Source organism: Streptomyces roseochromogenus subsp. oscitans DS 12.976, assembly GCF_000497445.1.
Classification (GTDB): Bacteria; Actinomycetota; Actinomycetes; order Streptomycetales; family Streptomycetaceae; genus Streptomyces; species Streptomyces oscitans.
Window position 1 is genome coordinate 6,550,400 of the sequence record NZ_CM002285.1, and the last position, 26,718, is coordinate 6,577,117.

At 68.7% G+C, this 26,718-nt stretch carries 34 protein-coding genes and 1 pseudogene; 31 read left to right on the forward strand and 4 right to left on the reverse strand.

All coding sequences use genetic code 11. The annotated features are described in order from the left end of the window. Positions 1–39: 39 nt before the first annotated feature. Together M878_RS78065 and M878_RS78070 are read left to right on the forward strand one after the other, a co-directional pair. Complete coding sequence (locus M878_RS78065; protein ID WP_023550842.1) at positions 40–348, forward strand: hypothetical protein; 309 nt, start codon at positions 40–42, stop codon at positions 346–348. Positions 349–352: 4 nt separating this feature from the next. Next, positions 353–673, forward strand: a complete 321-nt coding sequence (locus tag M878_RS78070) for a hypothetical protein (RefSeq protein WP_023550843.1) — start codon at positions 353–355, stop codon at positions 671–673. On the opposite strand, the gene M878_RS99010 is transcribed toward M878_RS78070, so the two are convergent. Continuing rightward, the gene (locus M878_RS99010; protein WP_158692796.1) at positions 648–1,178 is read right to left on the reverse strand and encodes a hypothetical protein; all 531 of its coding nucleotides are present in this window, start codon (positions 1,176–1,178) and stop codon (positions 648–650) included. The genes M878_RS78070 and M878_RS99010 overlap by 26 nt on opposite strands. 138 nt (positions 1,179–1,316) lie before the next feature. Here M878_RS99010 and M878_RS78080 point away from each other — a divergent pair, with 138 nt between their 5' ends. Genes M878_RS78080 through M878_RS92490 form a run of 10 tightly spaced genes read left to right on the forward strand, consistent with a single transcriptional unit; the run spans position 1,317 to position 11,158 of the window. Next, complete coding sequence (locus M878_RS78080; protein WP_023550845.1) at positions 1,317–2,213, forward strand: phage gp6-like head-tail connector protein; 897 nt, start codon at positions 1,317–1,319, stop codon at positions 2,211–2,213. Then, positions 2,213–2,689, forward strand: coding sequence for a hypothetical protein (locus M878_RS78085; RefSeq protein ID WP_023550846.1), 477 nt, complete (start codon positions 2,213–2,215; stop codon positions 2,687–2,689). The genes M878_RS78080 and M878_RS78085 overlap by 1 nt, the downstream gene beginning before the upstream one ends. Positions 2,690–2,700: 11 nt before the next feature. Continuing rightward, positions 2,701–2,952 carry a hypothetical protein gene (locus M878_RS78090; RefSeq protein WP_023550847.1) on the forward strand — a complete coding sequence of 84 codons (252 nt, stop codon included), beginning with the start codon at positions 2,701–2,703 and terminating at the stop codon, positions 2,950–2,952. Further along, positions 2,945–3,907 carry a phage tail tube protein gene (locus tag M878_RS78095; RefSeq protein ID WP_023550848.1) on the forward strand — a complete coding sequence of 321 codons (963 nt, stop codon included), beginning with the start codon at positions 2,945–2,947 and terminating at the stop codon, positions 3,905–3,907. The genes M878_RS78090 and M878_RS78095 overlap by 8 nt, the downstream gene beginning before the upstream one ends. Further along, complete coding sequence (locus M878_RS78100; protein ID WP_023550849.1) at positions 3,904–4,353, forward strand: hypothetical protein; 450 nt, start codon at positions 3,904–3,906, stop codon at positions 4,351–4,353. The genes M878_RS78095 and M878_RS78100 overlap by 4 nt, the downstream gene beginning before the upstream one ends. 41 nt (positions 4,354–4,394) lie before the next feature. After that, positions 4,395–4,550 (forward strand): hypothetical protein, encoded by a 156-nt coding sequence (locus M878_RS98495; protein ID WP_023550850.1) that lies wholly within the window; start codon positions 4,395–4,397, stop codon positions 4,548–4,550. Then, positions 4,543–5,013, forward strand: coding sequence for a hypothetical protein (locus tag M878_RS78105; RefSeq protein ID WP_023550851.1), 471 nt, complete (start codon positions 4,543–4,545; stop codon positions 5,011–5,013). Before M878_RS98495 ends, M878_RS78105 begins: the two co-directional genes overlap by 8 nt. Positions 5,014–5,058: 45 nt before the next feature. Further along, on the forward strand, positions 5,059–7,644 hold the full coding sequence (locus M878_RS78110; protein ID WP_023550852.1) for a phage tail tape measure protein: 2,586 nt from the start codon (positions 5,059–5,061) through the stop codon (positions 7,642–7,644). Between the two features lie 15 nt (positions 7,645–7,659). Continuing rightward, a complete protein-coding gene (locus M878_RS78115) occupies positions 7,660–10,584 on the forward strand; it encodes a hypothetical protein (protein WP_023550853.1) in 2,925 nt (974 codons plus the stop codon). 13 nt (positions 10,585–10,597) lie between these two features. Beyond that, entirely contained in the window at positions 10,598–11,158 is a 561-nt protein-coding gene (locus M878_RS92490; RefSeq protein WP_023550854.1) for a hypothetical protein, read from the forward strand. Here the strand turns inward: M878_RS92490 and M878_RS78120 are convergent. Then, complete coding sequence (locus M878_RS78120) at positions 11,155–11,571, reverse strand: hypothetical protein (protein ID WP_158692797.1); 417 nt, start codon at positions 11,569–11,571, stop codon at positions 11,155–11,157. The two genes, M878_RS92490 and M878_RS78120, sit on opposite strands and share 4 nt — an antisense overlap. Before the next feature lie 876 nt (positions 11,572–12,447). On the opposite strand from M878_RS78120, the gene M878_RS78125 reads away from it, so the two are divergent. The 6 genes from M878_RS78125 to M878_RS78140 are packed head-to-tail and all read left to right on the forward strand — an operon-like array spanning position 12,448 to position 15,273. Continuing rightward, a complete protein-coding gene (locus tag M878_RS78125) occupies positions 12,448–12,891 on the forward strand; it encodes a hypothetical protein (RefSeq protein ID WP_023550857.1) in 444 nt (147 codons plus the stop codon). After that, complete coding sequence (locus tag M878_RS78130; protein ID WP_023550858.1) at positions 12,891–13,076, forward strand: hypothetical protein; 186 nt, start codon at positions 12,891–12,893, stop codon at positions 13,074–13,076. The genes M878_RS78125 and M878_RS78130 overlap by 1 nt, the downstream gene beginning before the upstream one ends. Continuing rightward, positions 13,073–13,300, forward strand: a complete 228-nt coding sequence (locus M878_RS78135; RefSeq protein ID WP_023550859.1) for a hypothetical protein — start codon at positions 13,073–13,075, stop codon at positions 13,298–13,300. The genes M878_RS78130 and M878_RS78135 overlap by 4 nt, the downstream gene beginning before the upstream one ends. Positions 13,301–13,310: 10 nt before the next feature. Next, positions 13,311–14,738: a hypothetical protein gene (locus tag M878_RS49205; protein WP_023550860.1), complete on the forward strand. Its 1,428-nt coding sequence runs from the start codon at positions 13,311–13,313 to the stop codon at positions 14,736–14,738. Beyond that, positions 14,738–15,007: a hypothetical protein gene (locus M878_RS49210; RefSeq protein ID WP_023550861.1), complete on the forward strand. Its 270-nt coding sequence runs from the start codon at positions 14,738–14,740 to the stop codon at positions 15,005–15,007. The genes M878_RS49205 and M878_RS49210 overlap by 1 nt, the downstream gene beginning before the upstream one ends. Further along, the gene (locus M878_RS78140; protein WP_023550862.1) at positions 15,004–15,273 is read left to right on the forward strand and encodes a hypothetical protein; all 270 of its coding nucleotides are present in this window, start codon (positions 15,004–15,006) and stop codon (positions 15,271–15,273) included. The genes M878_RS49210 and M878_RS78140 overlap by 4 nt, the downstream gene beginning before the upstream one ends. Before the next feature lie 282 nt (positions 15,274–15,555). Here the strand turns inward: M878_RS78140 and M878_RS78145 are convergent, their stop codons facing one another. After that, a complete protein-coding gene (locus tag M878_RS78145; RefSeq protein WP_031226097.1) occupies positions 15,556–15,990 on the reverse strand; it encodes a DUF6233 domain-containing protein in 435 nt (144 codons plus the stop codon). Then, complete coding sequence (locus M878_RS78150; protein WP_023550864.1) at positions 15,971–16,177, reverse strand: hypothetical protein; 207 nt, start codon at positions 16,175–16,177, stop codon at positions 15,971–15,973. The genes M878_RS78145 and M878_RS78150 overlap by 20 nt, the downstream gene beginning before the upstream one ends. Positions 16,178–16,242: 65 nt before the next feature. Here M878_RS78150 and M878_RS78155 point away from each other — a divergent pair, with 65 nt between their 5' ends. From M878_RS78155 to M878_RS96740, 13 genes and pseudogenes are all read left to right on the forward strand, one after another. Then, positions 16,243–16,884, forward strand: a complete 642-nt coding sequence (locus M878_RS78155; RefSeq protein WP_023550865.1) for an HAD family hydrolase — start codon at positions 16,243–16,245, stop codon at positions 16,882–16,884. 105 nt (positions 16,885–16,989) lie between these two features. Continuing rightward, positions 16,990–18,177, forward strand: coding sequence for a helix-turn-helix domain-containing protein (locus tag M878_RS78160; protein WP_031226099.1), 1,188 nt, complete (start codon positions 16,990–16,992; stop codon positions 18,175–18,177). A 95-nt stretch (positions 18,178–18,272) separates the two neighbouring features. Next, positions 18,273–18,470, forward strand: coding sequence for a hypothetical protein (locus tag M878_RS78165; protein WP_023550867.1), 198 nt, complete (start codon positions 18,273–18,275; stop codon positions 18,468–18,470). 311 nt (positions 18,471–18,781) lie between these two features. Then, on the forward strand, positions 18,782–19,144 hold the full coding sequence (locus tag M878_RS78170) for a hypothetical protein (RefSeq protein ID WP_023550868.1): 363 nt from the start codon (positions 18,782–18,784) through the stop codon (positions 19,142–19,144). Beyond that, a complete protein-coding gene (locus tag M878_RS78175; RefSeq protein ID WP_023550869.1) occupies positions 19,141–19,611 on the forward strand; it encodes a hypothetical protein in 471 nt (156 codons plus the stop codon). The genes M878_RS78170 and M878_RS78175 overlap by 4 nt, the downstream gene beginning before the upstream one ends. Then, the gene (locus tag M878_RS78180) at positions 19,608–20,276 is read left to right on the forward strand and encodes a hypothetical protein (RefSeq protein ID WP_023550870.1); all 669 of its coding nucleotides are present in this window, start codon (positions 19,608–19,610) and stop codon (positions 20,274–20,276) included. The genes M878_RS78175 and M878_RS78180 overlap by 4 nt, the downstream gene beginning before the upstream one ends. 430 nt (positions 20,277–20,706) lie before the next feature. After that, the gene (locus tag M878_RS78185; RefSeq protein WP_023550872.1) at positions 20,707–21,960 is read left to right on the forward strand and encodes a TfuA-like protein; all 1,254 of its coding nucleotides are present in this window, start codon (positions 20,707–20,709) and stop codon (positions 21,958–21,960) included. A 25-nt stretch (positions 21,961–21,985) separates the two neighbouring features. After that, a complete protein-coding gene (locus M878_RS78190; protein WP_051430309.1) occupies positions 21,986–23,095 on the forward strand; it encodes a YcaO-like family protein in 1,110 nt (369 codons plus the stop codon). Further along, positions 23,092–23,970, forward strand: coding sequence for a class I SAM-dependent methyltransferase (locus M878_RS78195; RefSeq protein ID WP_023550874.1), 879 nt, complete (start codon positions 23,092–23,094; stop codon positions 23,968–23,970). The genes M878_RS78190 and M878_RS78195 overlap by 4 nt, the downstream gene beginning before the upstream one ends. After that, on the forward strand, positions 23,967–24,980 hold the full coding sequence (locus M878_RS78200; protein ID WP_023550875.1) for an NAD(P)H-dependent glycerol-3-phosphate dehydrogenase: 1,014 nt from the start codon (positions 23,967–23,969) through the stop codon (positions 24,978–24,980). The genes M878_RS78195 and M878_RS78200 overlap by 4 nt, the downstream gene beginning before the upstream one ends. Positions 24,981–25,050: 70 nt before the next feature. After that, positions 25,051–25,407, forward strand: coding sequence for a hypothetical protein (locus tag M878_RS78205; RefSeq protein WP_023550876.1), 357 nt, complete (start codon positions 25,051–25,053; stop codon positions 25,405–25,407). Further along, positions 25,394–26,248, forward strand: a complete 855-nt coding sequence (locus M878_RS78210; RefSeq protein ID WP_023550877.1) for a hypothetical protein — start codon at positions 25,394–25,396, stop codon at positions 26,246–26,248. Before M878_RS78205 ends, M878_RS78210 begins: the two co-directional genes overlap by 14 nt. Positions 26,249–26,469: 221 nt before the next feature. Then, positions 26,470–26,691, forward strand: a pseudogene (locus M878_RS96740) (hypothetical protein); the annotation flags it as partial. Positions 26,692–26,718 lie beyond the last annotated feature (27 nt).

Consider the following 26,718-nt stretch of genomic DNA (forward strand, 5'->3'; position numbering starts at 1 on the left):
ACGGCTGGGCACGGCGCTCCCCAGACAGGAGCCCAACCCATGAACCCCATCAACTACGCCAAGGGCCTGCTCGACGAGCTGGAGACCGCGACCAGGAACGGTGCGACGGAGCTGGCCGCTCAGGTCCGTGCCGAGCTGGAGGCGATCGCCCCCGACGCCCGGGAAGCCATTGGCGAGCTGCGCGGCCTGGTCGATCCGAAGAGCATCCGGCTCGCGGACGGGTCGACGGTGCCCACGAAGGCCGTCACCGACATCCATGAGGTCGGCGAGCGCCTGGACAAGGTGCTCAACGGCGGCGCGAAGCGGACCACGAAGGCAGCGGCCGCGCCCGAGACCGCGGTGAAGTAGCCCGATGGCCGCCACTCTGGTCGTGGCTGCGGCTCGAACGGCCAGCGGCAACTCGGGGCCGCTGGTCGTGGGCTACAGCCCGCTGAACATCGAGATCGAGACCACGGCGGTATCCGGCACGTCGCCATCGATGACGGTGGCCGTCCAGTGGTCGGTTGACGGGGTGAACTTCGCCCCGGTCGACGGCACACCGGACCAGTTCGCCGCCATCACCGCCGCCGGCAACGTGCTCAGGCAGGTGTCGGTGAAGGGCCCGTACATGCAGATCGTCTGGACGATCACGGGCACCGGCCCGAGCTTCACCTTCTCCGTCTCCGCAGCCTGAGTCGAGGGGGAGAGACGTGGCGGATTCCCACCACGACCACCTGCGGCGGCATCTGCGGCGGGTGCGTTCGCAGCACGGCGCGCACCGGCCGCACCGCCACGGCGCCCACCACGCCCACCACCTGCGGCGCCACGCTGCGCACAACCACCATCACAAGCGGGCCCACCACCACCGCCACCATCACGTGCGGGGGCACCACCTCAAGCACATCGCGCACCACCCGAAGGGCAAGCACCTCAAGCACCTTCGGCACGCGAAGCGGCTGTCCCGCCGGATCGTGCACCGCCGCCACCAGGCGCACGGGTTCCGTACCCGCAAGCACCACCTGGGCGGCGGCTTCCACACGCTGCGGCACCACCACTCGCGGCACCACCTGCACCACGCCCGTCGGCTGGCCCGTCACCGGCGCAAAGCTCACCACCGGCACACGCTGCGCGCCCACCGCCACCATCACCTGCACCACCACCGGCATCACGCGCACGCGCACCTGCACCACCGCCGCCATCACCACCTACACCGGCACACCGCGCACCATCACCGGCTCGCCCACCTCCATCACCACCGGGCCAGCCACCACCATCACCGGCGCGGCGCCCACCACCGGCACCACCGCCGCTACCGCTGAGCAGCAAGGGGGTGGGCCGTGGCGCAGAACCAGACGATCTACTACGTCGGCCAGGACGTCGGCGTCACCGCGACGGTCCTCGACGACAACGGCAACCCCGCCACCGGCACGCTCACGGTCACCCTGACCGTCACCGACCCGAACGGCACCGTGACGACGCCCTCGACGGCGTCCACCGGCTCCGGCGGGTACGCCGCGGTCGTGCCGTCGGTGGCCACGGCCGGCATCTGGCTGTACCGGTGGACAGCGGCCGGCACGGGCGTCGGCTGGGCGTCTGAGGGCCAGTTCATGGTCAGGGCAATGGGCGTCGAGCAGCTGGTGGACCTGGCCTCGGTGAAGAAACACCTGAACATGACCGTGACCGACGCCCGGCAGGACGACGAGTTGCAGGGCTTCATCCTTGCGGCCGCCGACCAGGCCCGGGACGTCTGCGGGCCGTTCCTGCCCGAGCAGCACACTCAGTTCTTCAACGGCGGGGTCAGCACCATCTCGCCGGACTGGTTGCCGCTCGCCAGCATCCAGTCGGCTACTGAGTACTACGGGCTGTCTGCGTTCCCGTTGACCGAGCAGCAGCTCGGCAGCCAGATGAACGCCTTCGCCTACACGGTCGACTACAGCACCGGGCAGGTCACCAGGAGGACGTTCGGCGGCCAGGCAGCGATGTTCGCGATCGGCGCCAAAAACGTCAAGATCGTGTACACCGCCGGGCGGGCCGGTGCCGTGCCGTACACGGTGCGGCTCGGCGCGCTGGAGCTGATCCGGCACCTGTGGCAGCAGACCCAGCAGGCGGCCGGCCGGTCCTGGAAGGGCGCTGGCATGGATGGCGAAGCAATGGGTGTCCCGATGGGCTTCGCCCTGCCGGATCGCGTGGTCGAGCTGTGGTCTCCGTATCGCCGACCCCCGGGGATCGCCTGATGACCACGCCCATCAACCAGATCCCCGCGTCTTCGATCCCTGCGACCCGTGCCTATCTCCTCGCCCAGTTGCAGACGCTCGTGACGGCGGACCCGAACGACGCCAACGCCTCGCTGCTGGTGTGCATGGACGGCCCGAGCACCGACATCCCCGAGGACATCGTGTCGGTCGGCGACGTCCACCAGAACTACAACCCCGAAGCGAACGTCGGCTCCGGCGGCTCGCACTGGCTGTACGAGGACTACACAGTGACCGTCGACATCCAGGTCACCCGTAACACGGACGACTCGACGGTCACCTTCAACCGCGCCCGAACCCTCGCCGACCTGGTGGTGGCCCTGGTCCGTTCGGATCCCTCGCTCGGCCAGGTCGTTGACCGAGCCCGCCCCAGCGTGGTCACCCACGAGACCGACTGGGTTGATACCGGCCGCCGGACCGCGATCACCATCGGCATTGCCTGCCTCAAGTCCCTGTAAGGAGCGGCCCCGTGCCCAGCTACACCTACACCGGCGACGAGGGCCGGTACTACCCACGGCTCGGCCTCACCCCCGAGCCCGGCGCCGCCTACGAGCTGGAGAAGAACCCGGGCGACGGCCGATGGACGCCGCCCGACCCGGAGCCGGAACCGCCGGCCGCCGAGGCCGCGCCGCCCGTGGCCGCCAGCCCGGCGCCCACGAAGACCAGCAAGAGGACCACGACGACCCCGGCCGCGCCGGAGAAGGAGGGCAGCGATGCCTAAGCCGTCCCATCTCGCGGCGCTCGGCGTCGCCAGGGAGTCCACCAGGGGCACGGCCGCCGCGCCCACGATGTGGATCCCCTGGCGGACGCTCACGCCGAAGGACGACGTGATGCTGATTGACGACAAGGGCCAGCGTGGCGCTGCCGTCGAGTCGTTCGGCATCGTCCAGGGCCAGAAGGGCTCGACGCTCGACTTCGGCGGCGACGTGTTCGCCGACTCGATCGGGTTCCCCCTGGTGTCGCTGCTGCCGGACGTCACGGTCACCGGTGCAGCTGCGCCGTACGTCACCACGTTCTCGACGCTCAACTCGGGCGACACCCAGCCTCCGGGCCAGACCTACACCATCTTCGATCCGCTCGGAACGTGGCAGTACCCCGGCGAGCAGCTGTCCGAGCTGGGCTTCAAGTGGAACGCCGACGGGCTGTTCGAGTACAGCTCGAAGGCCACCGGCTGGACCTACGTCCCCGGGACGACGCCGACCGTGTCCAACACGGCCGTGAAGCCGGTCGCGAACTGGACGATCCTGACGAAGATCGCCGGAACGACCATGTTCGTCATCGACGGCGAGCTGACCATCAAGCGGGCGGTGACCGCGATCCGCGGCGCCAACGGCTCGCAGAACCCGTATGCGATCTGGTCGGGCGACGTCAGCGTGGAGGGGAAGCTGACGCTGGTCATGGAAGACGCGTCGCAAAAGACGATCTTCCAGAACTCGACCGCTCAGAGCCTCGACGTGTCGTTCCTCGCAGGCTCGGGGGCGACCCAGACGGGCGTGCAGCTGCACTGCACGACCGCGGTGTGGTCCGAGGGCACGCAGAGCTACGGCAAGGACTACATCGAGCTTCCGGTGTCCTTCAGGACCTACGGCAACACCACCGACATCGGGGCGAGCGGCGGCTACAGCCCCATCAAGGTGACCCTGACCAACGCGATGCCGAGTGGGACGTACAAGTGAGCATCTACCGCGAGAACCTGCCCGACGGCGGCTGGGCCGACCTGCGTGACCAGGCGGAGGTGCCCGAGCGGCTCCGCCGCCCGATCCGCGCCATCCAGATCAAGCTGGCCAAGGACCCCGCGTTCGGCAGCGTCGTCGCCGAGGCCTCGAAGAAGGGTGCCGCCGCCGTCAAGGGCATGGCCGAGTCCGAGGCCGCGCAGATGGTCGCGCAGATGGGCGACGAGTCCGCCGGCCTGCTGGACGAGCTGAACGACCGCGCCATCATGGCCCGGGTCGTCGGCTGGTCCTATGACGCACCGGTGAGCATGGCCGCCCTGCTCGACCTGCCCGGACCGGCCTACGACCGGCTCAAGCAACTGTGCGCCGAGGGCGCCCTTCAGGGCACCGACTTCGGGCCGTCCCAGGACGAGGACAGCCCTACCGTGCCCTCTACCGCCTCCGCGTAGCGCTAGAGGGCCGATTCGACTACCGCGCCGACCAACTGCCGATGGAGCAGTACCGGTTCTGGCGGCTGTGCCAGGTCGTCGGGCCACCGAACACGTGGATGGACCTGCCGGCCGACGAACTCGACTGGGCGCTCGCCGTCGACACCGCCGTGGCCGAGGCCCGCGCCAACAAGGAGCGGGAGGCGGCCAATGGCTGACGTGCAGATCCGAATCGAGGGCTGGCGAGAGGTCCAGGCCGCCCTGGACGCTATGTCGAAGGAGATCGACGTGGCGACCGTGGCAGCTCTCAAGGCGAGCCAGAACCTGGCCAAGAAGACCATCCGGTCCGGGATGCGCGGACGGCCCCGGTGGGACCACCGCGGGGCCTCCGCGCGGACCGGCGAGGCCGTCAGCCTGGGCTTGAACCCGCACCACGTCACCAAGGGCGGCGGCCCCGGCCGGCTGACCGGAAAGCTCTACAAGGGCGTCGGCGGCGTGCGGAAGCCGAAGAAGACGCCTGAGGGCTACCAGGGTGGCGTCGGCGTCGGCGGCGGCGTCCGGAACCTCTACAAGAAGCGCACCGAGGGCCTCTTTCCCTACGTCGCGCCCGGCATCAAACGGGCCGAGACGAAGATGCCGGAGATCTGGGAGAAGGCCTGGGACAAGGCCGTTCACCACTGATCTGACCAGCCGTTTTCACCACACCAGGGCAGGGGGTGAGCGGCCGTGGCTTCGCTGCCCCCGGTGTTCGTCGAATTTCTCGGGAAATCCACCGGCGTCAAGACCGCGATGCGGGACATCAAAGCCGAGTTGGGCGCCACGGCGGCCGAGGGCGAGACCTCGTTCTCCAAGTTTGGCCGCGTGGGCGGCGCGGCGCTCGCCGGTATCGGCATCGCGGCTGCTGGCGCCGCGGTCGGCGCGGTGAAGATGGCCGCGGATTTCCAGACCCAGATGACCCGGGTCCGGACCGGCGCCGGTGAGACCGCCGGGAACATGAAGATGGTCGGCGACGGGGTCCTGGCGATGGCCGGGCAGGTCGGCCAGTCCACCCAGCAGCTCACCTCCGGCCTGTACTTGGTGGAGTCGGCCGGCTTCCACGGTGCGAACGCTCTGACCGTGTTGAAGACCGCGGCCCAGGGCGCCAAGGTCGGCGCGGCGGACCTCGGTACGACGGCGGACGCGGTCACCACCGCGATGAACGCGTACAAGATGAGCGCCAGCCAGTCCACGCAGGCGATGAACGCGCTGATCGCCACCGAGGGCGCCGGTAAGACGAACTTGGAGGCCCTCGCGGGCTCGATGTCGTCCATCCTGCCGGTGTCGGCGGCCGCGCACGTCGGGCTGAACGAGGTGCTCGGTGCGATGGCGACGATGACCGCTCAGGGCACGCCGGCCGCCGTCGCAGCAACGTATCTGCGACAGACCATCGGCCAGCTGAGCAACCCCAGCGGCAAGGCCGCCCAGGAGATGCAGAGCCTCGGCCTGAGCGCCATCAAGGTGTCGCAGAACCTGGGCACGCATGGCCTGGCGTCGACGCTGAACATGCTGACCTCGGCGATCGAGTCGAAGATGGGCCCGGCCGGGACGGTGTTGATCGAGCACCTCCAGAAGGCCGCGAAGCAGTCCAACACCTTCCAGAAGGCGCTGGCGAACCTGCCCCCGGCCCAGCAGACCTACATCGGTGCGCTGGCCACCATGGTTGGCGGCACGAAAAGTATGCAGGCCGCGCTCCAGTTGACCGGCCCGCACATGGCCGACTTCCAGAAGAACACCGAGACGATCAGCGAGCACGTCAAGGCCGGCGGGAAGAACATCGAGGGCTGGTCCGACGTCCAGAAGACGTTCAATCAGCGCGTGGCCGAGGCCAAGGCGTCGATGCAGGCGATGACGATCCAGGTCGGCCAAGCGCTGCTGCCGGTGGTCACCCGCATGATGGGCATCATCGCCCAGGTTGTGTCGTGGCTGACCAGGCACAAGAAGGTCGCGGAGGCCCTGGCGATCCTGATCGGCACCGCGCTGGTCGCTGCGATCGTCGCGGCGACGGTGGCCATGTACGAGTGGATCACCTCGGCGGCCGTGATGGAGGCGATCCCATGGGTCGCCGCGATCACCGTGATCATCGTGGTGATCCTGCTGCTCGTCATGCACTGGAAGCAGGTGTGGGGCGTCATCAAGGCGGTCGGCCTGGCAGTCGGCCACGCCCTGGTCGACTTCTGGCACTGGCTGGCCAGTTCGGTTACGGACATCTGGAACTCGATCAGCTCGAACGTCGTGTCCGCCTGGCACTCGATCGCCGGGTTCTTCACCTCGGCCTGGCACGCGGTGGTCGACCCGATCGTGTCCGCCTGGCACTGGCTGTCGAACATCACCACGACCGTGTGGAACGCGATCACCGGGTTCTTCAAGAAGTGGTGGCCGCTGCTTCTGGTGATCTTCCTGCCGTTCGTGGCGCTGATCATGGCGATCTGGAACCACTTCCACAAGCAGATCATGAGCGTGGTCCACACCGTGTGGAACGCGATCAAGTCGTTCCTCAAGGTCGTCTGGGACGGCATCAAGACGGTTGCCGAGGATGCCTGGAAGGGCATCCAGGTCGTCATCGTCCGGCCGATGGAGACGCTGTGGGGCTGGCTGAAATCGCTGTGGCACACCGTCTCTGGCTGGCTGTCCTCGGCGTGGCACGGCATCGAGTCGGCGGCCTCGGCGATCTGGAGCGCCATCAAGACCGCGATGATCAACCCGCTGACCTCGGCGTGGCACTCGATCACCAGCACCGTCGGCCACATCGCCAGCGCCATCAGCAGCGGCCTGCACGGCGCCTGGAACGCCGTGAAGAACGTCGGGTCCTGGTTCCTGGGGATCGGCAAGTCGATCGTCGAGGGCATCATCAACGGCGTCGAGAACATGGGCGGCGCCCTGTTCGACAGCCTGAAGAACCTGGCTAGCGATGCTCTGTCCTCGGCGAAGAGCTTCCTCGGCATCAACTCGCCGAGCCGGGTGTTCGCCGATCACGTCGGTATGGCGATCCCCGAGGGCATCGCCAAGGGCGTCACCGACCATGCCCACCTTGCCCACCGGGCGGTCGGCGCGCTCGCCGGGTCCCTGTCCGCTCAGACCGTGAGCATCGGCACCGCCGGCGGGTTCTCGGCGGCCGGCTACGCCGCCGGGGGCGGCTCCGGGCAGGCGCCAGTCGCTGAGATCACCGTCATCGCACAGGTCGACAAGGACGTCCTGTTCAAGGTCCAGCAGCGTTCCACGCTGCAGTACAACCGCCGCAACCTGACCAACGGCATGTCGCTGGCCCGCGGCTGAGAGAAGGGGGACGTCGTGACGACACCGCCCGGATACGCGCCCGACGGCCCCCTCATCGCTTCCTGGCCGCGCGTCCTGCTCGAAGTGGCCTGGAACGCCGGCGGGAACAGCACCTCGCCGAACTGGTGGTACAACCTCGGCGGCCGCCTGCGCGGCAACTGGAAGGCGCAGCTGGCGGGCCGCCAGTACGAGCTGGACGCCGTCCAGTCCGGGAAGGTCGACTTCAGCCTGGACAACCTGGACGGCGCGTTCGACCCCGACAACACCAGCTCGTTCTTCTACCCCTACGTGGTGCCCTACCGGCGGTGCCGCCTGGTCCTCCAGGTCAACCCCACCCGGAACCTGCTGTACCCGTGGGTCGCCGCGGGCACGAGCACCCTGAGCATGAACGCGACGGTCGGCACGACCGGGACCGCCACCGGGCTGCCCGCGTCCGGGTCCGGCCTGACCACGGCCCAGACCTGGGCCATCCCCAACGGCTCCAGCTCCGGCGTTGCGTTCGGACTCAACGGGGACGCGGGCGCGAACTGGTCCACCACCGACTGCGACGGCACCACGGTCACACCCGGCCTGACCTACTCCTTCGGGATCGACGTGTCCCTGGCGGCCGGCGGCATGACCAGCCTGCAGCTGAAGGCGCGCCTGGCCTTCTACAGCCTGTCCGGGACGCTGATCACGCGCACGCTGGGCACCGTCCAGTCCGTCACCACTTCGTGGACGCGGCTGACGGTGTCGGCCACGGCCCCGAGCAACGCGGCGTGGGCGCTGGTGTCCATCTCGACGAGCGCCAGCACCACGGCGGCCACCACCGTGCAGACCACCGGCTGGCAGCTGGAGCAGGCCGCCGCGCCCACCTCCTGGGTCAGCCCGGGCACGTGGGCTGAGATCTGGCAGGGCTTCGTCGAGCGCTGGCCGCAGACCTACACCCAGAACGGCAAGTACGGCCTGGTGAACGTGACCGCGGTCGACGGCCTGGCGCCGCTGTCGCAGTCCACCATCGCGAGCGCGATGGCCTCCTTCGTGGCCCAGCAGAACCCGCAGTACCGGTTCGACCTGGCCGCGACCGGATCCCAGCCGGACAGCCCCACCGGCAGCGCCTTCCTCGACCTGGGCGGCAGCGGGGTCGGCCTGGACCTGGTCGGCGGTGCGATCACCACCGGGGTCAGCATCTCCAGCACCAGCCCGCTCGGCACGCTGTGGAACACTCCCGGCCCGGTCATCACCCTGTCCAACAACCAGGCGGCCAGCCTGGGCAACGCCTCCGGCGCCAGCTATCTGCAGTGGGCCAAGTCCAGCGGGAAGACGGTGGCGCTGCCCTCCGCTGGCTGGACCCGCATGATCTGCTTCCGAAACGGGCACCTCCCGGGCTCGGGCAGCACGTACACCCTGGCGTCGCTGTGGGCGGCCACGGCCGCCGGCTTCGCCTCTGGCACCGGGGACCAGTCCGGCGCCTACCTTTACATCAACAGCTCCGGATACGTCGGCTGCAACATCCAGAACAGCGCTGGCACCAGCCTCGCCCGCGTCAACAGCTCCGTGTACGTGTGCGACAACAACTGGCACTGCGCGATCCTGTCGCTGTCGGCGGACGGCCTCACCCTGCATCTGACCGTCGACGGGACCTGGTTCTTCGGCACCGCGGCGAGCAGCGTCGGGTCGAGCACCTACACCCAGGACGCCATCGGCACGCTCCTCGCCGACGGCGGGGTCAACACCCAGCCCTTCGCCGGGGATCTGGCGTGGGTCGCCCAGTGGAACACCGAACTGTCGGTCTCCACCCAGCTCGACCTGACGAACGGGTTCGCCAACGGCTGGAGCGGCGACGCCAACGGCACGCGCCTGGGACGGATCATGACCCTGGCGAACTTCCAGCCCGGCGCCTACAGCGGCTACCGCATCGTCGGCTCCGACGTGTACGTGGGCGGCGCCTCCATCAACGGCCGCTCACCGCTGGACGTCATGCAGGAGTGCGCCGACACCGAGGTCGGGCAGTTCACCGTCGACCGCAACGGCGTGCCCACCCTCTACGGGCAGCTGTGGCGGTGGATCCAGACCCAGCCCCGGGTCACCTTCGGCGAGAACGCCGGGTCTGGAGAGATCCCCTACCTCGGCGACGTCGTCTTCGAACAGGACCCTTCCAGGCTGTACAACGACGTGCAGATCACGGTCGACGGCGCCCAGGACCTGACCAACACCAATGCACTGCAGGAGGCCCAGGACGCCACCTCTCAGACGGCCTACTTCCCGCAGACCCTGGCCCGGACCCTCAACCCGCAGACGGTCCAGGGCGGCCTGAACATCGCCAACTACCTCTTGTCGCAGTACAAGGACCCGCACACCCGCATTCAGGAGATCACGGTCGACCTGGCGTCCAACCCGTCCCTGCTACCGCAGGTGGTGCTGCTCTCCTTCGCCGACCGGGTGAGGGTCAACAAGCGGCCGGCCGAGGCGCCGATGAAGACCCTGGACTGCTTCATCGAACAGATGGAGTGGAGCGGAACCGACCAGGGCGCGCTGACGCTGCGCATGCAGATGTCCCCGGCCTCCCAGTACCAGTACGGGATCATCGGGGCGGCCTGGGCTCAGCTGCAGTCGTCCTACGCGGCCGGCGTCTCCACCATCACGGTCGGTCCAATCTCCGGAAGCAATCTGATCGCCGCCCAGTACGTCATCCCGGGCGGCGCCAGCTACCAGATGACGCTCGGCTACGGCACCGCCGCGGCGGAGACCGTCACCGTCCAGTCGGTCCAGGCCGTCTCGCCCGGATACAGCACGGTGCAGATCACGTTCACCGCGCCCACGGCCAACGCCCACAACGCAAACGACTACCTGTGCGACCCCAAGCCCGGGAACGTGGCCCTTCCTCCGGCGGGCAGCTACCCCACCTGTTTCGACGCCGCATCCCTGACCGGCGGCACGATGCCCCTGATCGGCTTCTGACCCGAGGAGGCCCATGTCCAACCTGCCCGTTCCCAGCCTGGCGGCCCCAGTCACTGGCTTCCCGATCAGCCAGTCGTACCTGACGAGCCAGGTCTACAACCCGCTCACGTTCGCCTTCAACAAGCCCATCTTTAACGCGGTGCAGGCCAGCACGACGGACACGCTGACCAGTGGCATCTCGTGGACGTCGCTGACCTTCAAGGACTCCGCCGGTATCTACCAGGACACCTACGGCGGCCACTCCCTCACGACCAACCCCAGCCGGTACGTCGCTCAGGTCGCCGGCTGGTACACGATCAACGGCTGCGCCACGTTCAGCACCACCAGCACGACCGGCGAGCGCGGTGTGCGCATCGCCAAGAACGGCACCCAGGTTCAGGGCATGTGCACCATGCTCCAGGCGCCCACAACCACCAGCGTTTCACCGGCGATCCCCACCCCGACCCGCGACGTCTTCCTCAACGCAGGCGACTACGTCGAGGTGCAGGCCCTCCAGAACAGCGGGGTCCAGCTCACCACCATCGCCGGTACCGACCTGTCCAGCGGCCTCTATGTCCGCTTCTCTCACGTCTAGCGGGAAAGGCCCCGAACGCGCTCGGCCAACTCAGTGCGACTGATCATCGCTTGCGGTTGGTCGGTTTGCGGGTCGACGACAAGGAGTGTTTCGGAGGGGACACCTTGCGCGGTCAATTCTTTAAGCGGCGTGTCTGCGGGAACCGTTCTCACCGGGTCCGCTTTCCCGAGCACGTCCTCAACGTTAGCGTCTTGAGCGGTGCCTCCCATCTGCTCGATAGCTGTCTCCAACGCATGGAGGGCAATACTGTGCCTCTCTCCATGCATCTCTACGATGGCCATGGTCTGGTGACTTGCCCCGATGCTCTTAGCCGCTTCGACAACTGAAGTTTCAGGCGTGACCTCGACAGGCGTATCCTCAGCGGAAATCAGATCTTTTACTGGAAGGTCTGCCACTTCCTTGTAAGAAACCATTGCCACACCTCGCCTTCACGATCCAGGTGTGGAGGAGCCAGGATTCTGCAAATGATCAGCCAGGCTTGCAACCTGCGAACCCTGACCCCTCAACTGAGCCACTATCGACGGCCAGCCAGCCCCTACAACCAAGGCCTGGGGGATGGCCACGTCACTCCCATTGGGGACTTGTAGCACGGCTGCGAGCACAGCACCAAAAACGACGTATCCCGCAACCTTTGCCGGGCTCCGACGCGTTGTCGCCATCTTTCCATCGTGCGCCGGAACCAACTTCTCGAAACTCGCGCGAAGTCGCGCGATGTCCCTGTCCTCAACAGCATTTAAATAGACAATCACGATGAATGCAGAGGCACCAATAAGGCCGAGGATCCCCGCAACGAGGGTGCTCCATTTAAGGAAGTCTTGCCAGGCTGTCGCCAGAAACATGTCCACTCCAACCCGGGCTCTGATTGACATCAATGGCCTATCGGAGCGTGCACTCTTGTCTAAGAGTAAGCCCACGCAACAGATTTCGCATTTTGGGTACGCGCTCCTCGCCTCACCGCCCCCGTTCGAGTGCTCGACGCAGCAGAGCAGCAGCCAGACGTAGTTCACGATTAGTGTGTCCGCAGGCGACGACGGCGGCAGCCTCAGCTTCTACTCCAGCGCCATCACCGACGCCTTCGTCCTCAGCCTGGCCTGAGACCCTCCGCGAGGTGACGTGGCCGGCGGGCGTCACCGCGCAGGTCACCGCGTACAAGGCCACCACGGAGATCCATTCGTACTCCACCGACCTGACGCAGGCCCAGCCCGTCTTCAGCTGACCTGGCCGCCTGCTCCCTGCCGCCCCCGCAGCGTCGGGGGCTTCTTCATGCCCACGCCCAATCCGAGGACACGATGACCGCAGACACGCCGCACATGGTGGCGGCCCACGACCAGGCCGAGACACACCGGTACACCGTCCACTTCCCGGAGCACGCTCCGCGCGAGCACGACCCGCACTACCGGGCTTTCGAGGCGTACCGCCGTCACACGAAAGACACCGCGGTCTGCTACGTCGGCGAGCGCGCCGGACACGACTCCTGCGCCGGCGGCCTGGAGCTGCATCACGCCGTCCTGGAGTTCGCGACGGCCAACGCCGCCGACCCGGCTGCCCTGCACCGAGACTTTCCGGAGATCGCCGAAGACGCCACCGCCGAGGAGATCGCGCACTGGCTCGAATCCTCGCCCGGCGAGTTCCGCTGGCTGTGCGCCTTCCACCACAGGGGCCGCGGCGGCGCCCACACCGCCTCCCACGCCGACTGGACGGCACAGCTATACGTCCCGGGGCTCATCTCCTGATGGGCGCCTGGCTGTGGGGCGCGTGGCTCCAGGTGTGGCCGAACCTGGCCGCGAACGTGCTGTGGGTGCCCGTCGTCGGCGTCCACCACTGGCTGACCTGCCGCCACCTGCGCGCGCTGCACGAGCAGCAGCGCCACCTGCACCACCTGATCGAGCAGAAAGAGAGCGAGGGCCAGTCGACATGAGCTTCTGGCGTTGGTACTGGCTGGCCTGGCTTCTGATCGGGTTCGCCGTGCCGGAAACCTACGGCCTGCTGCGCAACCCGCGGGCCACCCTGTCCGAAACGGTGTGGAGCTGGTTCGGCGTGATGCGCGGCCAGTCGATCTCGCAATGGAGCGTCCAGCACTACGTGCTGCTCGTCTTCCTCTTCTGGCTGCTCTTCCACCTGGCGTTCCGGATCTGGCGCTGAGGGGGCGACGATGACGCGGTTCATGTACGACTCCGTCTCGCCGGGGAACATCCCGGCGGGCGCGACGATGGTGGCCGGGTACGCGGATGGCCTGTACGCCAACATCCCCGACATGAAGGCCCGGTTCCCGCACGCCACGGTCGTCAGCATCGCGGTTCGGTGGACGACTCGCGCGCAGGTGATGGACGTCGAGAACGGTGACGCCACCCCGGCGCAGGCCGTGGCCTGGTGCACGCAGACGATGGCCGCCACCTCGAACCACGAACTGACCGTGTACTGCGACACGAGCACATGGCCGGCCGTCCGGGCAGCGTTCAAGTCGGCCGGGGTGACCGAGCCGAACTACTGGGTCGCCCAGTACGACAACGACCCGACCGTCCCGGCCGGTGCGATTGCCAAGCAGTACCAGGGCGACACCAACGGATACGACCGGAGCGTGGTGGCCGACTACTGGCCCGGCGTGGACCCGAAGCCCGCGAGCACCGAGACGTACCCTGGGGCGAACACGAGCCACTGGTACAACGCCGGCTCGAACGCGGGCGTACAGATGCAGGTCAACACGATCGTCTGGCACAGCACGGAGACGCTCGCGCTGCCGGACTACTCCGGCGGGTCGATCGCGCCGACGCTCACGGCAGTGCCGAACTGGGCGGCCCAACGGCTCGACTGGTGGCAGCACTTCCCGTTCGACACCTCCGCCCGCGCCCTGGTCCACGACAAGACGCAGATCGGTACCAACACGTTGAAGTGCGCGCAGGTTGAGGTCGTGGGCACGTGCGACCCGGCCACGCACGCCGCCTGGACGAAGTCGGGCATCGCCCACCTCTACATGCCCGACCTGCCGGACTGGGCGCTCCGTGACCTGCACGCGTTCGCCCGGTGGGCGCACGACGTCCACGCCGTCCCGCTCACCTCCGGTCTTCGGTGGCTGCCGTACCCGCAGTCCTACGGGGCGAACGGTGTCCGCATGGACACCGCCGCCTGGTCAGCGTGGCGCGGGCACTGCGGCCACCAGCACGTTCCCGAGAACGACCACGGCGACCCGGGCGCCTTCCCGATCCTCGCCGTTCTCGACCCGAAGCCTGCACCCTCGGCGCCCAGCTACCTCGTCACGGAGGACGACGACATGACCCCCTTCGCCATTCCGCCCAGCGTCGACATGGACATCCCCGTCGAGCCCGCCGGCACCGCCCAGGCCCCGCAGGGCGGCGCACGCAACGCTGGCGTCTGGATCGGCCTGGCCCCGCAGGGCGCCGACGGCAAGGTCAGCGTGACCTACCACCAGGGCGGCAAGTGGGCCAAGCCCACCGACCACACCGCGACCGTGGCCGGCGGAAAGCTCGTTCTCGCGCTCCCGACGGACGGCAGCGTCGACAAGGTCCGCGTCCGCTCCGCCGTGCCGCTCCTCGCCTACGTCACCGGAAGGAAGGTCGCCTGATGATGAACGCGCCCGTAGAGAAGAAGGTCCAGGCGTCCACTGTGGTCGGCCTGGTCGTCGGCGTCCTGGTGACGCTCGCGAACTCCCTGGCCGGGCACAGCGAGCTGATGGGGTCCGTGCCCGCGTGGCTCCAGTCGCTGATCACCCTGGACGTGCCGCCGCTCGCAACGTTCCTGGCTGGCTGGCTCGCTCCGCATACGTCGCGGGCGGCGCCTGCCCCCGAGCCGCCGGCGGTCGCCCCCGTTGACGCGCCCAAGGTGACGGGATGACCACGCCGCAGCCGCCGACAACCGTCGATCTCCTGGTAGTGCTCACCCGGCTGGAGACCAAGCTCGATGCTGCCACGGCCGGTATCGCCGACCACGAGACCCGGCTGCGTGCTGCGGAGGCAACCGCCCTGACCGAGGAAGACGTGCAGCACCTACGGGCCGACGTGGAGGCCCTGAAACGCAATAGATGGCCGCTGCCCGCGATCGGCGCCCTGGCGGGAGTCGGCGGAGCCATCGCCGGGCTCGTCGCCCTCTTTCAGCGCTGATCTGTGCAACGCATCGCCCCCTGCACGGCCGTTGGGCCGTGCAGGGGGATTTTTCGCATGTTCGGAGTCTTGCGTCTTTCGGTCATGGTGGCGCATTGTGGTCGCCCCGCCGCCTCACCGGAGTCGTCCAGATCCGGCTCTCCTGGGGGCGGTGGGCTGTCCCCCTTCGCCATCCCCCCGGTGGAAGAGGTGACACCAGCCCCTGCGGCTCGCCGAGCCGTAGGGGCTCAATCGTCGTCCCCCTGCCCGGCCCGCTCCACGCCCGCCATCCGGGCCCGGTGCTCACGCCACGTCGATGCCCAGCTCGGTGTCCGGCCGACAGAAGCCGCAGGGTTCGATGTTCGGGTCAGTGAGTGCGGCGCGCGCTTCGTCGGCCCTGATCCGGTGCGGCGTGCCCTGGATCTTCGTGCAGTCGCTGACGTGGATCAGGGCTGGTTCGGGCCCCATGGGGGTGCGCTTCTGTTGAACCACGAACCCGATTCGGTTCGGCGCCTGAGCCAGGGCAGGGAGCCCCTTGGCTCCCTTGACCGGCCGACTTGGGCGTCTCGCGGGAGGGGCCTCGGCTTGGGTGAGTGCCGCCTGCACTGCTTTCCGCTGGAGATGGAGGTAGATGCGGACGGTCTCGTTCTCGGTGAGCCGCTCGTCGAGGTGCGCGAGGATCACCCGGAGCCGGTGGGCGTCAGGCGGCAGCGGCGGGCTAGGAGGCAGCTCGGACATAGGGGGCACCGTGCAGCGCCGCCCAGGCCGCTGACCGCCGACCCTGCCAGTACGGGTGGAACAGCACCTCCGACGACAGGTGGATGAGCTGCTGCCGGAGCGCGGTGCGCGGTCGTACGGCGAGCTGCCGGTAGGTGGCGTGCCATTCCTCTTGGGCGCGTGCGAGGTCGTCGGGGATCGGGCTCATGCCCCAGATTCAATCATGTGTTCGATTTTCTGCGCATCTTGGCGTGCGAGCCGTAGGCTCACCGCGTGATTGAGACCATCGTGTTCGACGTCGGCGAGACGATCACTCGCGACGACCGCTACTGGGCTTCGTGGGCGGACTGGCTCAATGTCCCGAGACACACGCTGTCCGCCCTCGTCGGAGCTGTTGTCGCGCAGGGCCGGGACAATGCCGAAGCGCTCCGGCTCGTGCGGCCGGGGATCGACGTCCTTGCCGAGTATCAGGCCCGAGAGGCGGCCGGCCGCGGTGAAGGACTGGACGAGAGCGACCTGTATCCCGACGTCCGGCCTGCGCTATCGGCCCTTAAGGATCACGGCGTGCGCGTGATCATTGCGGGGAACCAGACGGCCCGTGCAGGTGAACTGCTGCGCGGCCTCGATCTTCCGGCAGACCTCATCGCCACCTCCGGAGAGTGGGGTTTCGCGAAGCCTCAGCCGGAGTTCTTTCAGCGGGTAATGGAGGTGGCGCACTCTACGCCGAGCGCGACTCTGTACGTCGGTGACCATCCCGCCAACGACGTGGTCCCGGCGAAAGCGGCTGGGATGCGCGCCGCACATATCCGTCGTGGCCCGTGGGGGCATCTGTGGGCACAGGACGCTGATGTCGTAGCTGCTGCCGACTGGCGAATCGACAGTCTCACCCAGCTCGTCGCCATCGTCGATGGCTGAGCAGTAACTTGCCCTGCCAGCCGAGCAGTTGGTGGGGCCGTTTGTGTGCACACCGAGTCTCGACGTGGGTACTGTTCGGAGTGGTTGCACCGAACTGGAGCCGAGATGCCCGCACGCCCTCGTGGTGGGGTAGGCGCCCGAATCGCCTACTACCGCAGCGTCATGCGCCCGAAGTTGACACAGCAGCAGCTCGCCGAGGCTTCCTGCGTAGCCCTTGGCACGATCCGGAAGATCGAGCGCGGCGAGCGCGGCGTAAGCGACAGCACGCTCGAAGCCATCGCCGACGCTCTGGGCATCGATCCCGCACGGCTCTGCTCGGATCGAGAGTCCGTGCAAACGCGGGTCCACGACGCGCTACCAGTACTGTCCGCCGCAATCGCCGCATACGACGTTCCCGATGACGGACCGGTGCGTCCCCTCCACGAGCTTCGCGAGGTGGTCGATGCGGCTGTCAGCTGGCGCCTCGCGGCGCGGTACACGCGAATCGCCCGCGAGCTGCCAGACCTGCTCGCTGAACTCGCCCGCGGCTACCACCAGGCCCCGGCCGCGGAACAAGCTGAACTGGCTGGACTCCTCGTCAGGGCCTACCGCGCAGCCGACGCCGTGGCCTACAAGTTCGGCGCCCGCGACCTGTCCGCACGGCTGGTCGACCTCATGCGTTGGGCAGCTCCCGCAGCCGATGATCCGCTCTTGGCCGCGTCCGTCGCATACGTACGCACAGAGACCTTCTTCGCCGCCCGCGCGCACACTCCCGGGCTCCGGGCCCTTGAGCATGCTCTGGACGCAGTGCCAGCCCCTGCCACGGCCCCCGAGATCGCGGCACGAGGCGCCCTCCACATGCGGGCAGCGGTCATCGCCGGCCGCGCCCGTGACACCGGGGCCGCCGCCGGGCACCTGGACGAAGCCCGAGCACTGGCTGATCAAGTCTCCGAGGACGTGTACTGCGGAACGGCCTTCGGGCCCGACTCAGTTCGGATTCACGAGGTATCCGTCTCCGTCAGCCTGGGAGATGAGCACGTCAGCCGAGCGCTCGACGTCGCGGGCGAGTGGAAGCCTCCGAGAGACCTCCCTGCCGAACGTCGCAGCGGCTTCTACATCGAACTCGCCCGCGCCCAACTGTGGTCTGGACTCGCGGATGACGCATTCGAGTCCTTGAAGGTCGCCCGGCACATCGCGCCCCAGCACACCCGCGAGCACCCATGGGTGCGAGAAGACGCGGGCACGCTCCGGCGGCTCAAGCGTGCGGACGCTGAGACCCTCTCCAACTTCGCCGAGTGGTGCGCGGCCACCTGAGCCACTACCCCTCTACCCCTCGCTGGGGTACTTGTGCCTTTCCACAGCCCCCACCATCTGTTCCACGCGTAGGAACCAGCAGATGGGAGCGGGGAATGCCTGACACACTCTCGCTCGCGCCCACGGTCATCGACGGCCGCGTGAGCATCGTCCGACTGCACGGTGAGGCCTGCTTCGACTGCGGAGCGGTCAACAAGACCCTGCGCGAGGCTGGGCACGTCGTCGTCCGGGGCAGCACCCGCGTGTGGCAGATCGTCACATGCGGATGCCGCAGCAAGGCGAACGCCGTGTGAACGCCAAAGCCACCCACCGCGAGACCCCGGCGACCGCGCGAACGGCCCCGGGGGATGGCCGACTAGTAGGAGTCGACATGGCGCACCGTATCGCCCCGGAAAGAGGGGCGACACTGCTACTTCCGCTTCCTCCGCAATTCCCATTGCCCGTCCGGAGCGATAGGCGCCCCGACTCGCCGGAGACTATCCGGACCTGGCTCGCAGGCGCTCACCGCTCGACCGAGCAGGCCCGCCGCGAATGGCAGACGCAGGGGCTCGCGATACTGCCGCTCGGCGCCGGGTGGGGCGCGGTCCGGATCCCCGGAACTATCGTGCACGCGGCCGTCGGCAGCGACGACCCGCAGGCCGTCGCGGACGCCGTGGCACATCACCTGCGCGGCCCCGTCATCTACGACGTGCTGGTGGCAGGCCCCACCTACTGGGCGCTCGTACCGTACTGGCCGGCCATCACCTGGACCGGGACCGCTGAGACGCCCCTGCTCGGCCCCGGCAGCTTCCTCGGCGTGCCCGACGTCGAGGTCACCGAGCCGCCCGGCTCGTACTGGGTCAGGCCGCCCCGTAACCGCCACGACCTCTGTCAGCGCGAGGCCGTCTTCGACTTCATCCTGCGCGGCCGCCGCCAGCTGCGCGCGCAGGAAGAGCCCGCCACGACGGCCCTGGAGCTGGGCCGATGACGGTACTGAGCACCGAGGAGATGGAGCGGCTGCATCGGCTCGTCTCCTGGGAGATGCCCTCGGGCATGACCACGGCAGCTGCAGCGGGCAAGGCCTGCGTGTGGTGCGGCGGACCGCTCGGCGAAGACCGCGCGCGCCTTCAGACCAGTGTCCCGCGCCTGGGCTGTGGGCGGTGCTACAGCGCTCGGCTCGCCTGGTACATCACCTGGTACGACTGGCACCGCCACGTCAGCAGCTGCACCACGGCGTGCCAGCAGGCGCGTGTCTGCCACGTCGGCTATGGCCTCCGCGCCGTGCACGACGTGACCATCGCCGCCGCGGGCAAGGAGGCCCCGCAGTGTGTCAGCTGTCACCACCCCATCCACGTGGGCGAGATGACGGTGCCTGTGCGCTGGGAAGGGACGTCCCAGGACCACCTGGGCTACGCACACACTCAGTGCGTGATGACCAGGGCGGCCGTCCGATGAGCAGCACGGGTGTCCGTCCGGTCCTGTACAGGGACGGGACGCCGGTCCCCTTCATCACCGCCTGGTCCGGGGAACACATGCCGTCCCAGCCGGTGGCCGAGGTCTGCCGCCGCGGTGGCACCGGGCTCGGCTTCGTTGACGAGCAAATCCACGTTGACCGCCAGTACGGCGCCCTGTGGGTGCGCATGCCAGCGGTGCGCACCGGGCAGCCCGAGTTGCGGGCCGTCCATGCTCTCCGGCAGCGGCAGGCCATGAGCCGACTCCTTTGCCAGATGTGCGGTGGCCCCACCGTCGGCATCCGGGACGACGAGCGCACGCTCTTCCTCATGGGAGCGGCGGGCGGGCACCCCATCTGCGAGGGTGAGCGCACGTCCTCGCCGCCTGTGCACCCGGTGTGTGCTCGCCTCGCCGTGGAGAACTGCCCGCGCCTTCGCCGGGGGTGGGCCGCAGCGCTCGTCTCGTACACGCCCGTGTGGGGGGTCCAGGGCGTCATGTACAGCCCGAAGACGCTTGAGCCCGAGCCTGACGTCAGCGTCTCCTTCATGGACGCCCGTCGCCTGCGCTGGGTGCTCGCCTCCCGCCTCCTGGTCACCCTGGAGGGCGTGACGGCCGTCAACGATCTCGATGCCCTCTGCGAGGACAGCGAGTTCACGGAGATGGTCTGACGTGCCTCCGCTCCCGGCCGCGACGCCGACCGCGCCAGTAGCCGCCGCGCCCGCCCTGGCACAAAGGGCCCCATGGCGACCGCAGGGTCAGGGTCGCATCCCAAACCCCCGTCTCGTCGGCCTCCGCAAGAGCCGGCGAGACGGGCCACCCGTCCCGTCGGCGTCCTGCATGTCGAGTCGTCGGCGGGAGGGGTTCAACCACAAAGGCAATCCCGAGGAGGAATCACATGACGTCCGTTTCCCAGTCCGAAGGCGTCGCCCCTGCGGTGTCGGCCGAGCAGGCCGAGGAGATCACCGGGACCGTGGTGGTAGCCGTTGACGTCGAGGACGAGGAGTAGGTCCCACTCCCAGCTGGCGCCCCTCCCTTCTTGTCGGCCACGCCGGGCCCTGGGGAGGGGCGCCTCTCTTCTTCGTAGAGCTGAGGTGTTCAGTGATTCACGTGTTCGTTGGCCCGACGCTGCGCCGGTCGGAAGCGTTGCTCGCCGTGTCAGGGTTGCGGGTGCGGCCGCCGGTGCGGCACGGGGACTTGTTCGCCGCCGCGATTGGTATCGGTGACACCGTCGTGATCATCGACGGGGTGTATCACCAGGCTCCGGCGCTGCGCCACAAGGAGATCCTGGCCGCGATGGGCCGAGGCCTCCGGGTAATCGGGGCGGCGAGCATCGGCGCGCTACGGGCTGTCGAGCTGGCGCCGTACGGAATGCTTGGCGTCGGCCGCATCTACACCGCATACGCCCGGGGCGACATCGACGGCGACGACGAGGTCGCGGTCGGACAGGCCCCTGACGGGGAGTGGGATGCTCTGACCTGGCCGGTGGTCAACCTCCGGCACGTCCTGGACCTGGCGCGGTCGGCAGAGATACTCGACGGGGAGCGGGCCGCCAGGCTGCTGGAGGCGCTCCGTGCGGTCCACTACCCGCAACGCACGTGGGCCGCAGTTCGGGCCGTGTGCCGCCGCCAGGGCCAGACGGCGTTCGCTGACTGGCTGGCCGAGCAGACCGAGCGTGACCAGTACTTCGGCGACCTGAAGCGCGCCGATGCCCTCGCCGCCGTACGTACCGCACTCGACGGCTTCACGCCGCCCGGGGCTGCCCGGCCAGCACCACACTCGTGGGAATCGCCGTACTTCCGTCGCTGGTCCAACGCCTTCGCCCGCACCCGCGTTGACGGACTGGACCTGTCCACGGAAGACCGCCTCATCTACCAGCAGGTGTTCGACCCCGATTTCCGAGAGACATGGACGGCCTACCTGGAACACCGATCCCTGCGTCCCGCCGATGGGAGCCCCGGCCTGCCACTGAAGACGCGGTCGGCCCAGGTCACCGGCGGCACCCTGCCCGCTCATCAGGTGTTCCACCCGACAGTGGACCTGCGAGACGAAGCAACCGTGGCTCTGCTGCTGGCTGGCGAGGCATGCGAGGACCGCGCGGCGGTCGCCCGCTACGCCGACACCCTGGCCGCAGTTCGCCGCAGCCGGCCCGGATTCTCGACTGCGGCGGTGCGCGACGACCTCGCTCGCCGGATGTTGCTGCGCGTGTGGCGGTGCTCTGAGCATCTGTTCGATGAGGAAGCCTCTGCCCGCGGACTGGTCTGCGGGGCGCGGGCGGTGGAGGCGGCGAAGCGGCTGGTGCCTGGGTATCTGGCCGAGTCTGAGCGGATGGAGGCGACCAGTGCTGCCCAGTGACGATCTGGTTGTCTTGCCGGGCACGATGCGAGCCCGGCCCCCCGAGGAGACGTGGCAGACGCTCGCGGGGCTGTTGCCGTCGTACGGGATCACCCGCGTCGCACGGCTCACCGAGTTGGACTGCATCGGGCTGCCGGTCTGGACCGCGATCCGGCCGGCGTCCATGACCCTGAGCACGTCTCAGGGCAAGGGCGCGACCGATCTGCTGGCGAAGTTGTCGGCCGTGATGGAGGCGATCGAGCTGTGGCACGTCGAGCAACCGCTGCCTATCGCGGTGCGCGGCTCGGCTGTGGAGGTCGCCCCTGACTATCCCGTCTCCGCGCTGCCGCTCATCGTTCCGTACCCCGAGGAGACTCTTACCCGGCTGGTGTGGGAGTGGACCCCTGGCACCGGTCTCATGAGCGGTGAGAAGGTGCTGCTGCCGGTCGCCCTGGTCCGCCGCCGGGCGCAGCGGCCTGAGTGGAGCCCGAATCTGCTGCGCGCCACCAGCACCGGCCTGGCGTGCGGAAACACCCGCGACGAGGCGTTGCTGCACGCACTGTTCGAGGTTGTTGAACGGGACGTTCTGTTCCAGGACGGACAGTGCGGTGGCCAGCGGCGGACGCTGATCGACCCAGCGACAGTCGATGACCCCTACGGTCGGGAGGTGATCGACCGGTTGAGTTCCGCCGGGATGGCGCTGGAACTGTCCCTCGTAGACGGCCCGTACGGGATCCCGGTGTGCCTGGCCTACCTGTGGTCCGAGGACTTCCCGGTCGTCTTCGCGGGTGGCGGGTGCCACAGCAGTCCGGTCATTGCGTTGACACGGGCGTTGACCGAGGCGGCGCAATCGCGGCTGACGGCCATCGCGGGCACGCGGGATGACCTCCCGAGCGATCTCGCTTGGTTCGACACCCCGCCCCTTAGCCCGGCGCAGCGAACAGGGCTTGCCGTGTGGCCGGAGGCAACAACCCACTTCGCCTCGGGCCCGGGCGACTTCGCCGACCAGGTACGTGACGTTGCGCGGCGGGTCGAACTCATCACCGGATACGAGCCGATGACCCTGGACCTGTCGGACGCCAGGGCCCCCGTCTACGCGGTCCAGGTCGTCTGTCCTGGCACCCGGTCACGGATCAGAAGGGCGATGCCACGATGACGCTCCACTCCGTCACCCCAGCCGCTCCCCAGTCTCAACAGCTCGCGGCCCAATACGACGCGCTGCACGCCGCGCGGGCACGCACGCCCCTGGTTGCCCGCCTGTACGCCGAGGCGATGGGCGAGGACTACCCCCTGGAGGTCAACGCCTCCAGCTCTTGTGACTGGCCCCTGCTGGGGCTGATGACCGCGCGACTGCGGATGCGGCCCGGTCAGCTTCTGGTGGACGCTGGCTGCGGCAGCGGCGGCATCGGGCTGTGGCTGGCCCGCGCCCTGGCCACCCGTCTGGTGGGGTTCGACGTCTCTCCTGTCGCCGTCGCGCAGGCTACCGCCCGCCGCCCTGGCTTCGTCTCTGCAGAGCGCGCGGCCTTCCGCGTTGCGCGGTTGGAAGCCAGCGGCCTGCCTGACGGCTGCGCCCACGGCGCGGTGTGCGTGGACGCCCTCAGCGGCGCCGCCGACAGAACAGCCGCACTGCGCGAACTCGGCCGACTCCTGGCACCCGGCGGCCGGCTCCTCGCCACCCGCGGCCTGAGGCCCGGCGTGACACCAACGTGGGAGAAACAGGCGCGCGCCGCCGGGCTGATCCTGGAGTCCGTGGACGAGCGTCCCGCCGAGCCCGTCATGTGGGAACGCCTCTACCGGCTGTGGATCGCGCACGCCGAGGAACTGCGGTGCGAACTCGGCGACCTCCCCGCGCAGAACATGCTGATTGAGGCGCACCGGATGCTGCCCGTCCTTCCCGGCCGCCGCGCCGTCCTGTTGACCCTGCGACGCGCCAGCACGTCACCGTCCGTGCCCGACGCGGCCGGTACGATGACCCAGCCCAGCCGCCCCCAGGGTGGGGGATCCGTGTCCACCGAGAGGACCCCGCAGTGAGCCAGAACCGCCCCGCCCGCGCGGCGGTGTTCTCGGCCGGGTCCTGGGGCACGGCCGTCGCCAAGATCCTGGCCGACGCCGGCACCGACGTCATCGTGCACGCCCGCCGCAGCGAGATCGCCGACGCGATCAACACGCATCACCGCAACCCCGGCTACTTCCCGGACATCGAGCTGCCTGCTGCCCTGACTGCGACGACCGACCCGGCCACCGCGCTGGATGGCCCGGACTTCCTGGTGCTCTCCATCCCCGCGCAGACCCTGCGGACCAACCTCGCCGCGTGGGCACCGCACATCGGAGATGACACCGTGATCGTGTCGCTGATGAAGGGCATCGAGCAGAGCAGCCACCTGCGGGCCAGCCAGATCATCACCGAGGTGACCGGCCTGAGCGCGGACCGGGTCGCCGTGCTGTCCGGCCCGAACCTGGCGCGCGAGATCATGGATGGTCGGCCTGCCGCCGCCACCGTCGCCTGCCCCGACGAGGACGCCGCCCGCCGCTTCCAGCAGGCGTGCCACACCCCCTACTTCCGGCCCTACACCAGCACCGACGTGGCCGGATGCGAGCTGGGCGGCGCGGTGAAGAACGTCATCGCCCTCGCGGTCGGCATCGCCTCCGGCATGGGCCTGGGAGACAACGCCACGGCCATGCTCATCACCCGCGGCCTGGCGGAGACCACCCGGCTGGCCATGGCCTTGGGCGCCCACCCGGCCACCCTCGCCGGCCTGTCCGGCATGGGCGACCTGGTGGCCACCTGCTCCTCCCCGCTCTCCCGTAACCGCACCTTCGGAACTCACCTCGGCCGGGGCCTGAGCGTCGAGCAGGCCGCAGCCGCCACCCGGCAGACCACCGAGGGCGTCAAGTCCGCGGAGGCGATCCTCGCCCTGGCCCACGCCCACGACATCGAGATGCCGATCACGGAAGTGATCTCCACCCTGCTGCACGAGAAGGTCACCCTCGCCCAGGCTGCGGCCGCGCTGATGCAGCGGCCCCCCAAGCCCGAGCGCTGACCCCCTGGCGCCCCGCCTGCGCGGGCCGCTCCTCTTCACCTTCACCCTCCCCGCCCGGAGGTTCCTGCCCATGCACATGTCTGTGCTGTCTGCTGTCCAGATCGCCGTCACCCTCGGCTTGGTGGCGTGGATGATCACTGGCTTCACCCGCCTGCCCGGCCGCTGGCTGCGCTGGAAGATGTTCTGCCGCGCCACCTTCACGATCATCTCGCTCACCGGCACCACCAAGGACGGGTGCACCGAGCCCGTGAATGTGTACGACTACCTCTCCCCGGGGAGCTTTATTCTCGGCCCGCCCCAGCTCCAGACGATCCTCGACCACCTCACCGGCAGCGGCCGGTACGACCGGATCGACGGACATGGCCGCGTCCTGTCCGCTCGGGGTGAGCAGCCTGTGGAGGTGAGGGACGGCCGTGTGGTTCTTTGACGCCTTCACCTCCGGATTCCAGCACACCACCGACCCGGGACGCCTCCAGTGGTTCCGGATCATCTTCGGCACCGTGCTCACCCTGCGGTTCGCCCTCGCCTTCGGCCAAGGTGGCTGGGACCGCTTCGCCTCCGCCTCGCTCAGCGCCCACCTCGCCGAGCAGCGCTTCGGCGCCGTCCGAACTCGTCTTCTGGTGACCGTCTACCGGCCCGCCCTGATTGTCCGTACGGCCGCCGCCCTCGCTCTGGCGCTAGGCCCTGGCCCCCGCCTCGCGCTGTTGGTGGTCCTTCCCGGAGCCGCGATGGAGCTGCTGTACCTCAAGAGCCCCAACGCCATCCGCTACATCCTGCTGACCGGCACCTGCCTCCTGCTCGCCGGAGACCTCGGCCACGGCCTGCACGTCGAGCATGGCCTGAGCGAGGCGAACACCTGGGCGCAGTGCCTACTTGTGCTCATCACCACGGACATCTACTGGAACAGCGCCTGGCAGAAGATCCGCTCGCCTCAGTTCCGCACCGGCCTCTACCTCGCCCAGTGGATGCACGTCTACGCTCAGGTCAGGGATCAACTGCCCTACGGCGGCCAGTACGCGATCCCCGGCTTTGTCCGCCGTCACATGGGCAACCTGGCTGATCGGGACGTCCGCCTGTGGCGACTGATCGCGACCACGGTCATCGCCATGGAGATCGCGCTGCCCCCTACGCTGCTCATCCCGCAGACGACGCCCTATGCCGTAGTCGCCGGTGCGGGGATGCACGCCGCGTTCACCTGTCTCAAGCCCCGCCAGCTCCTCACCTTCTCAGGCCTCACAGTCGGCACTTATCTAGCCTTCCTGGCCTAACACGCGCGCTCGGTCCCGGTCTGCGCATTACCTGGGAGGTAATCGACCTGTCTTCAGGTCTCCGGCACCGTAGTTGCACCGCCCCGCCGGTGTCCCGCAAGACGCTGGCGGGGCGGGTCTCCGGCCCTTCAGTCCCGGTTCTCCACCGGACGTGAGGGGTCCTGACTGCTTCCGCTCAATATTTGCGCAGGTCACAGCTCTACCAAGAACTAAGGCAATTCCACGGCTCGGCTTATCAAGATCCGGAGCTGATACGGCTCGCGGCTCCCCGGGTGGCGCTCATCTCCTGCGGCGCCGACAACCCCTATGGCCACCCGGCACCGGCGACCGTCGCCGCGCTGCGGGCGGGCGGGGCGCTGGTGCTGCGCACCGACCGGGACGGAGAGCTCGCGGTCGGCGGGACGGGCGGGGCGGGAGGGAAGGTGATGGTGACGAGGGACTGAGGACGCGGTGTTCGCTCAGACTGGGTC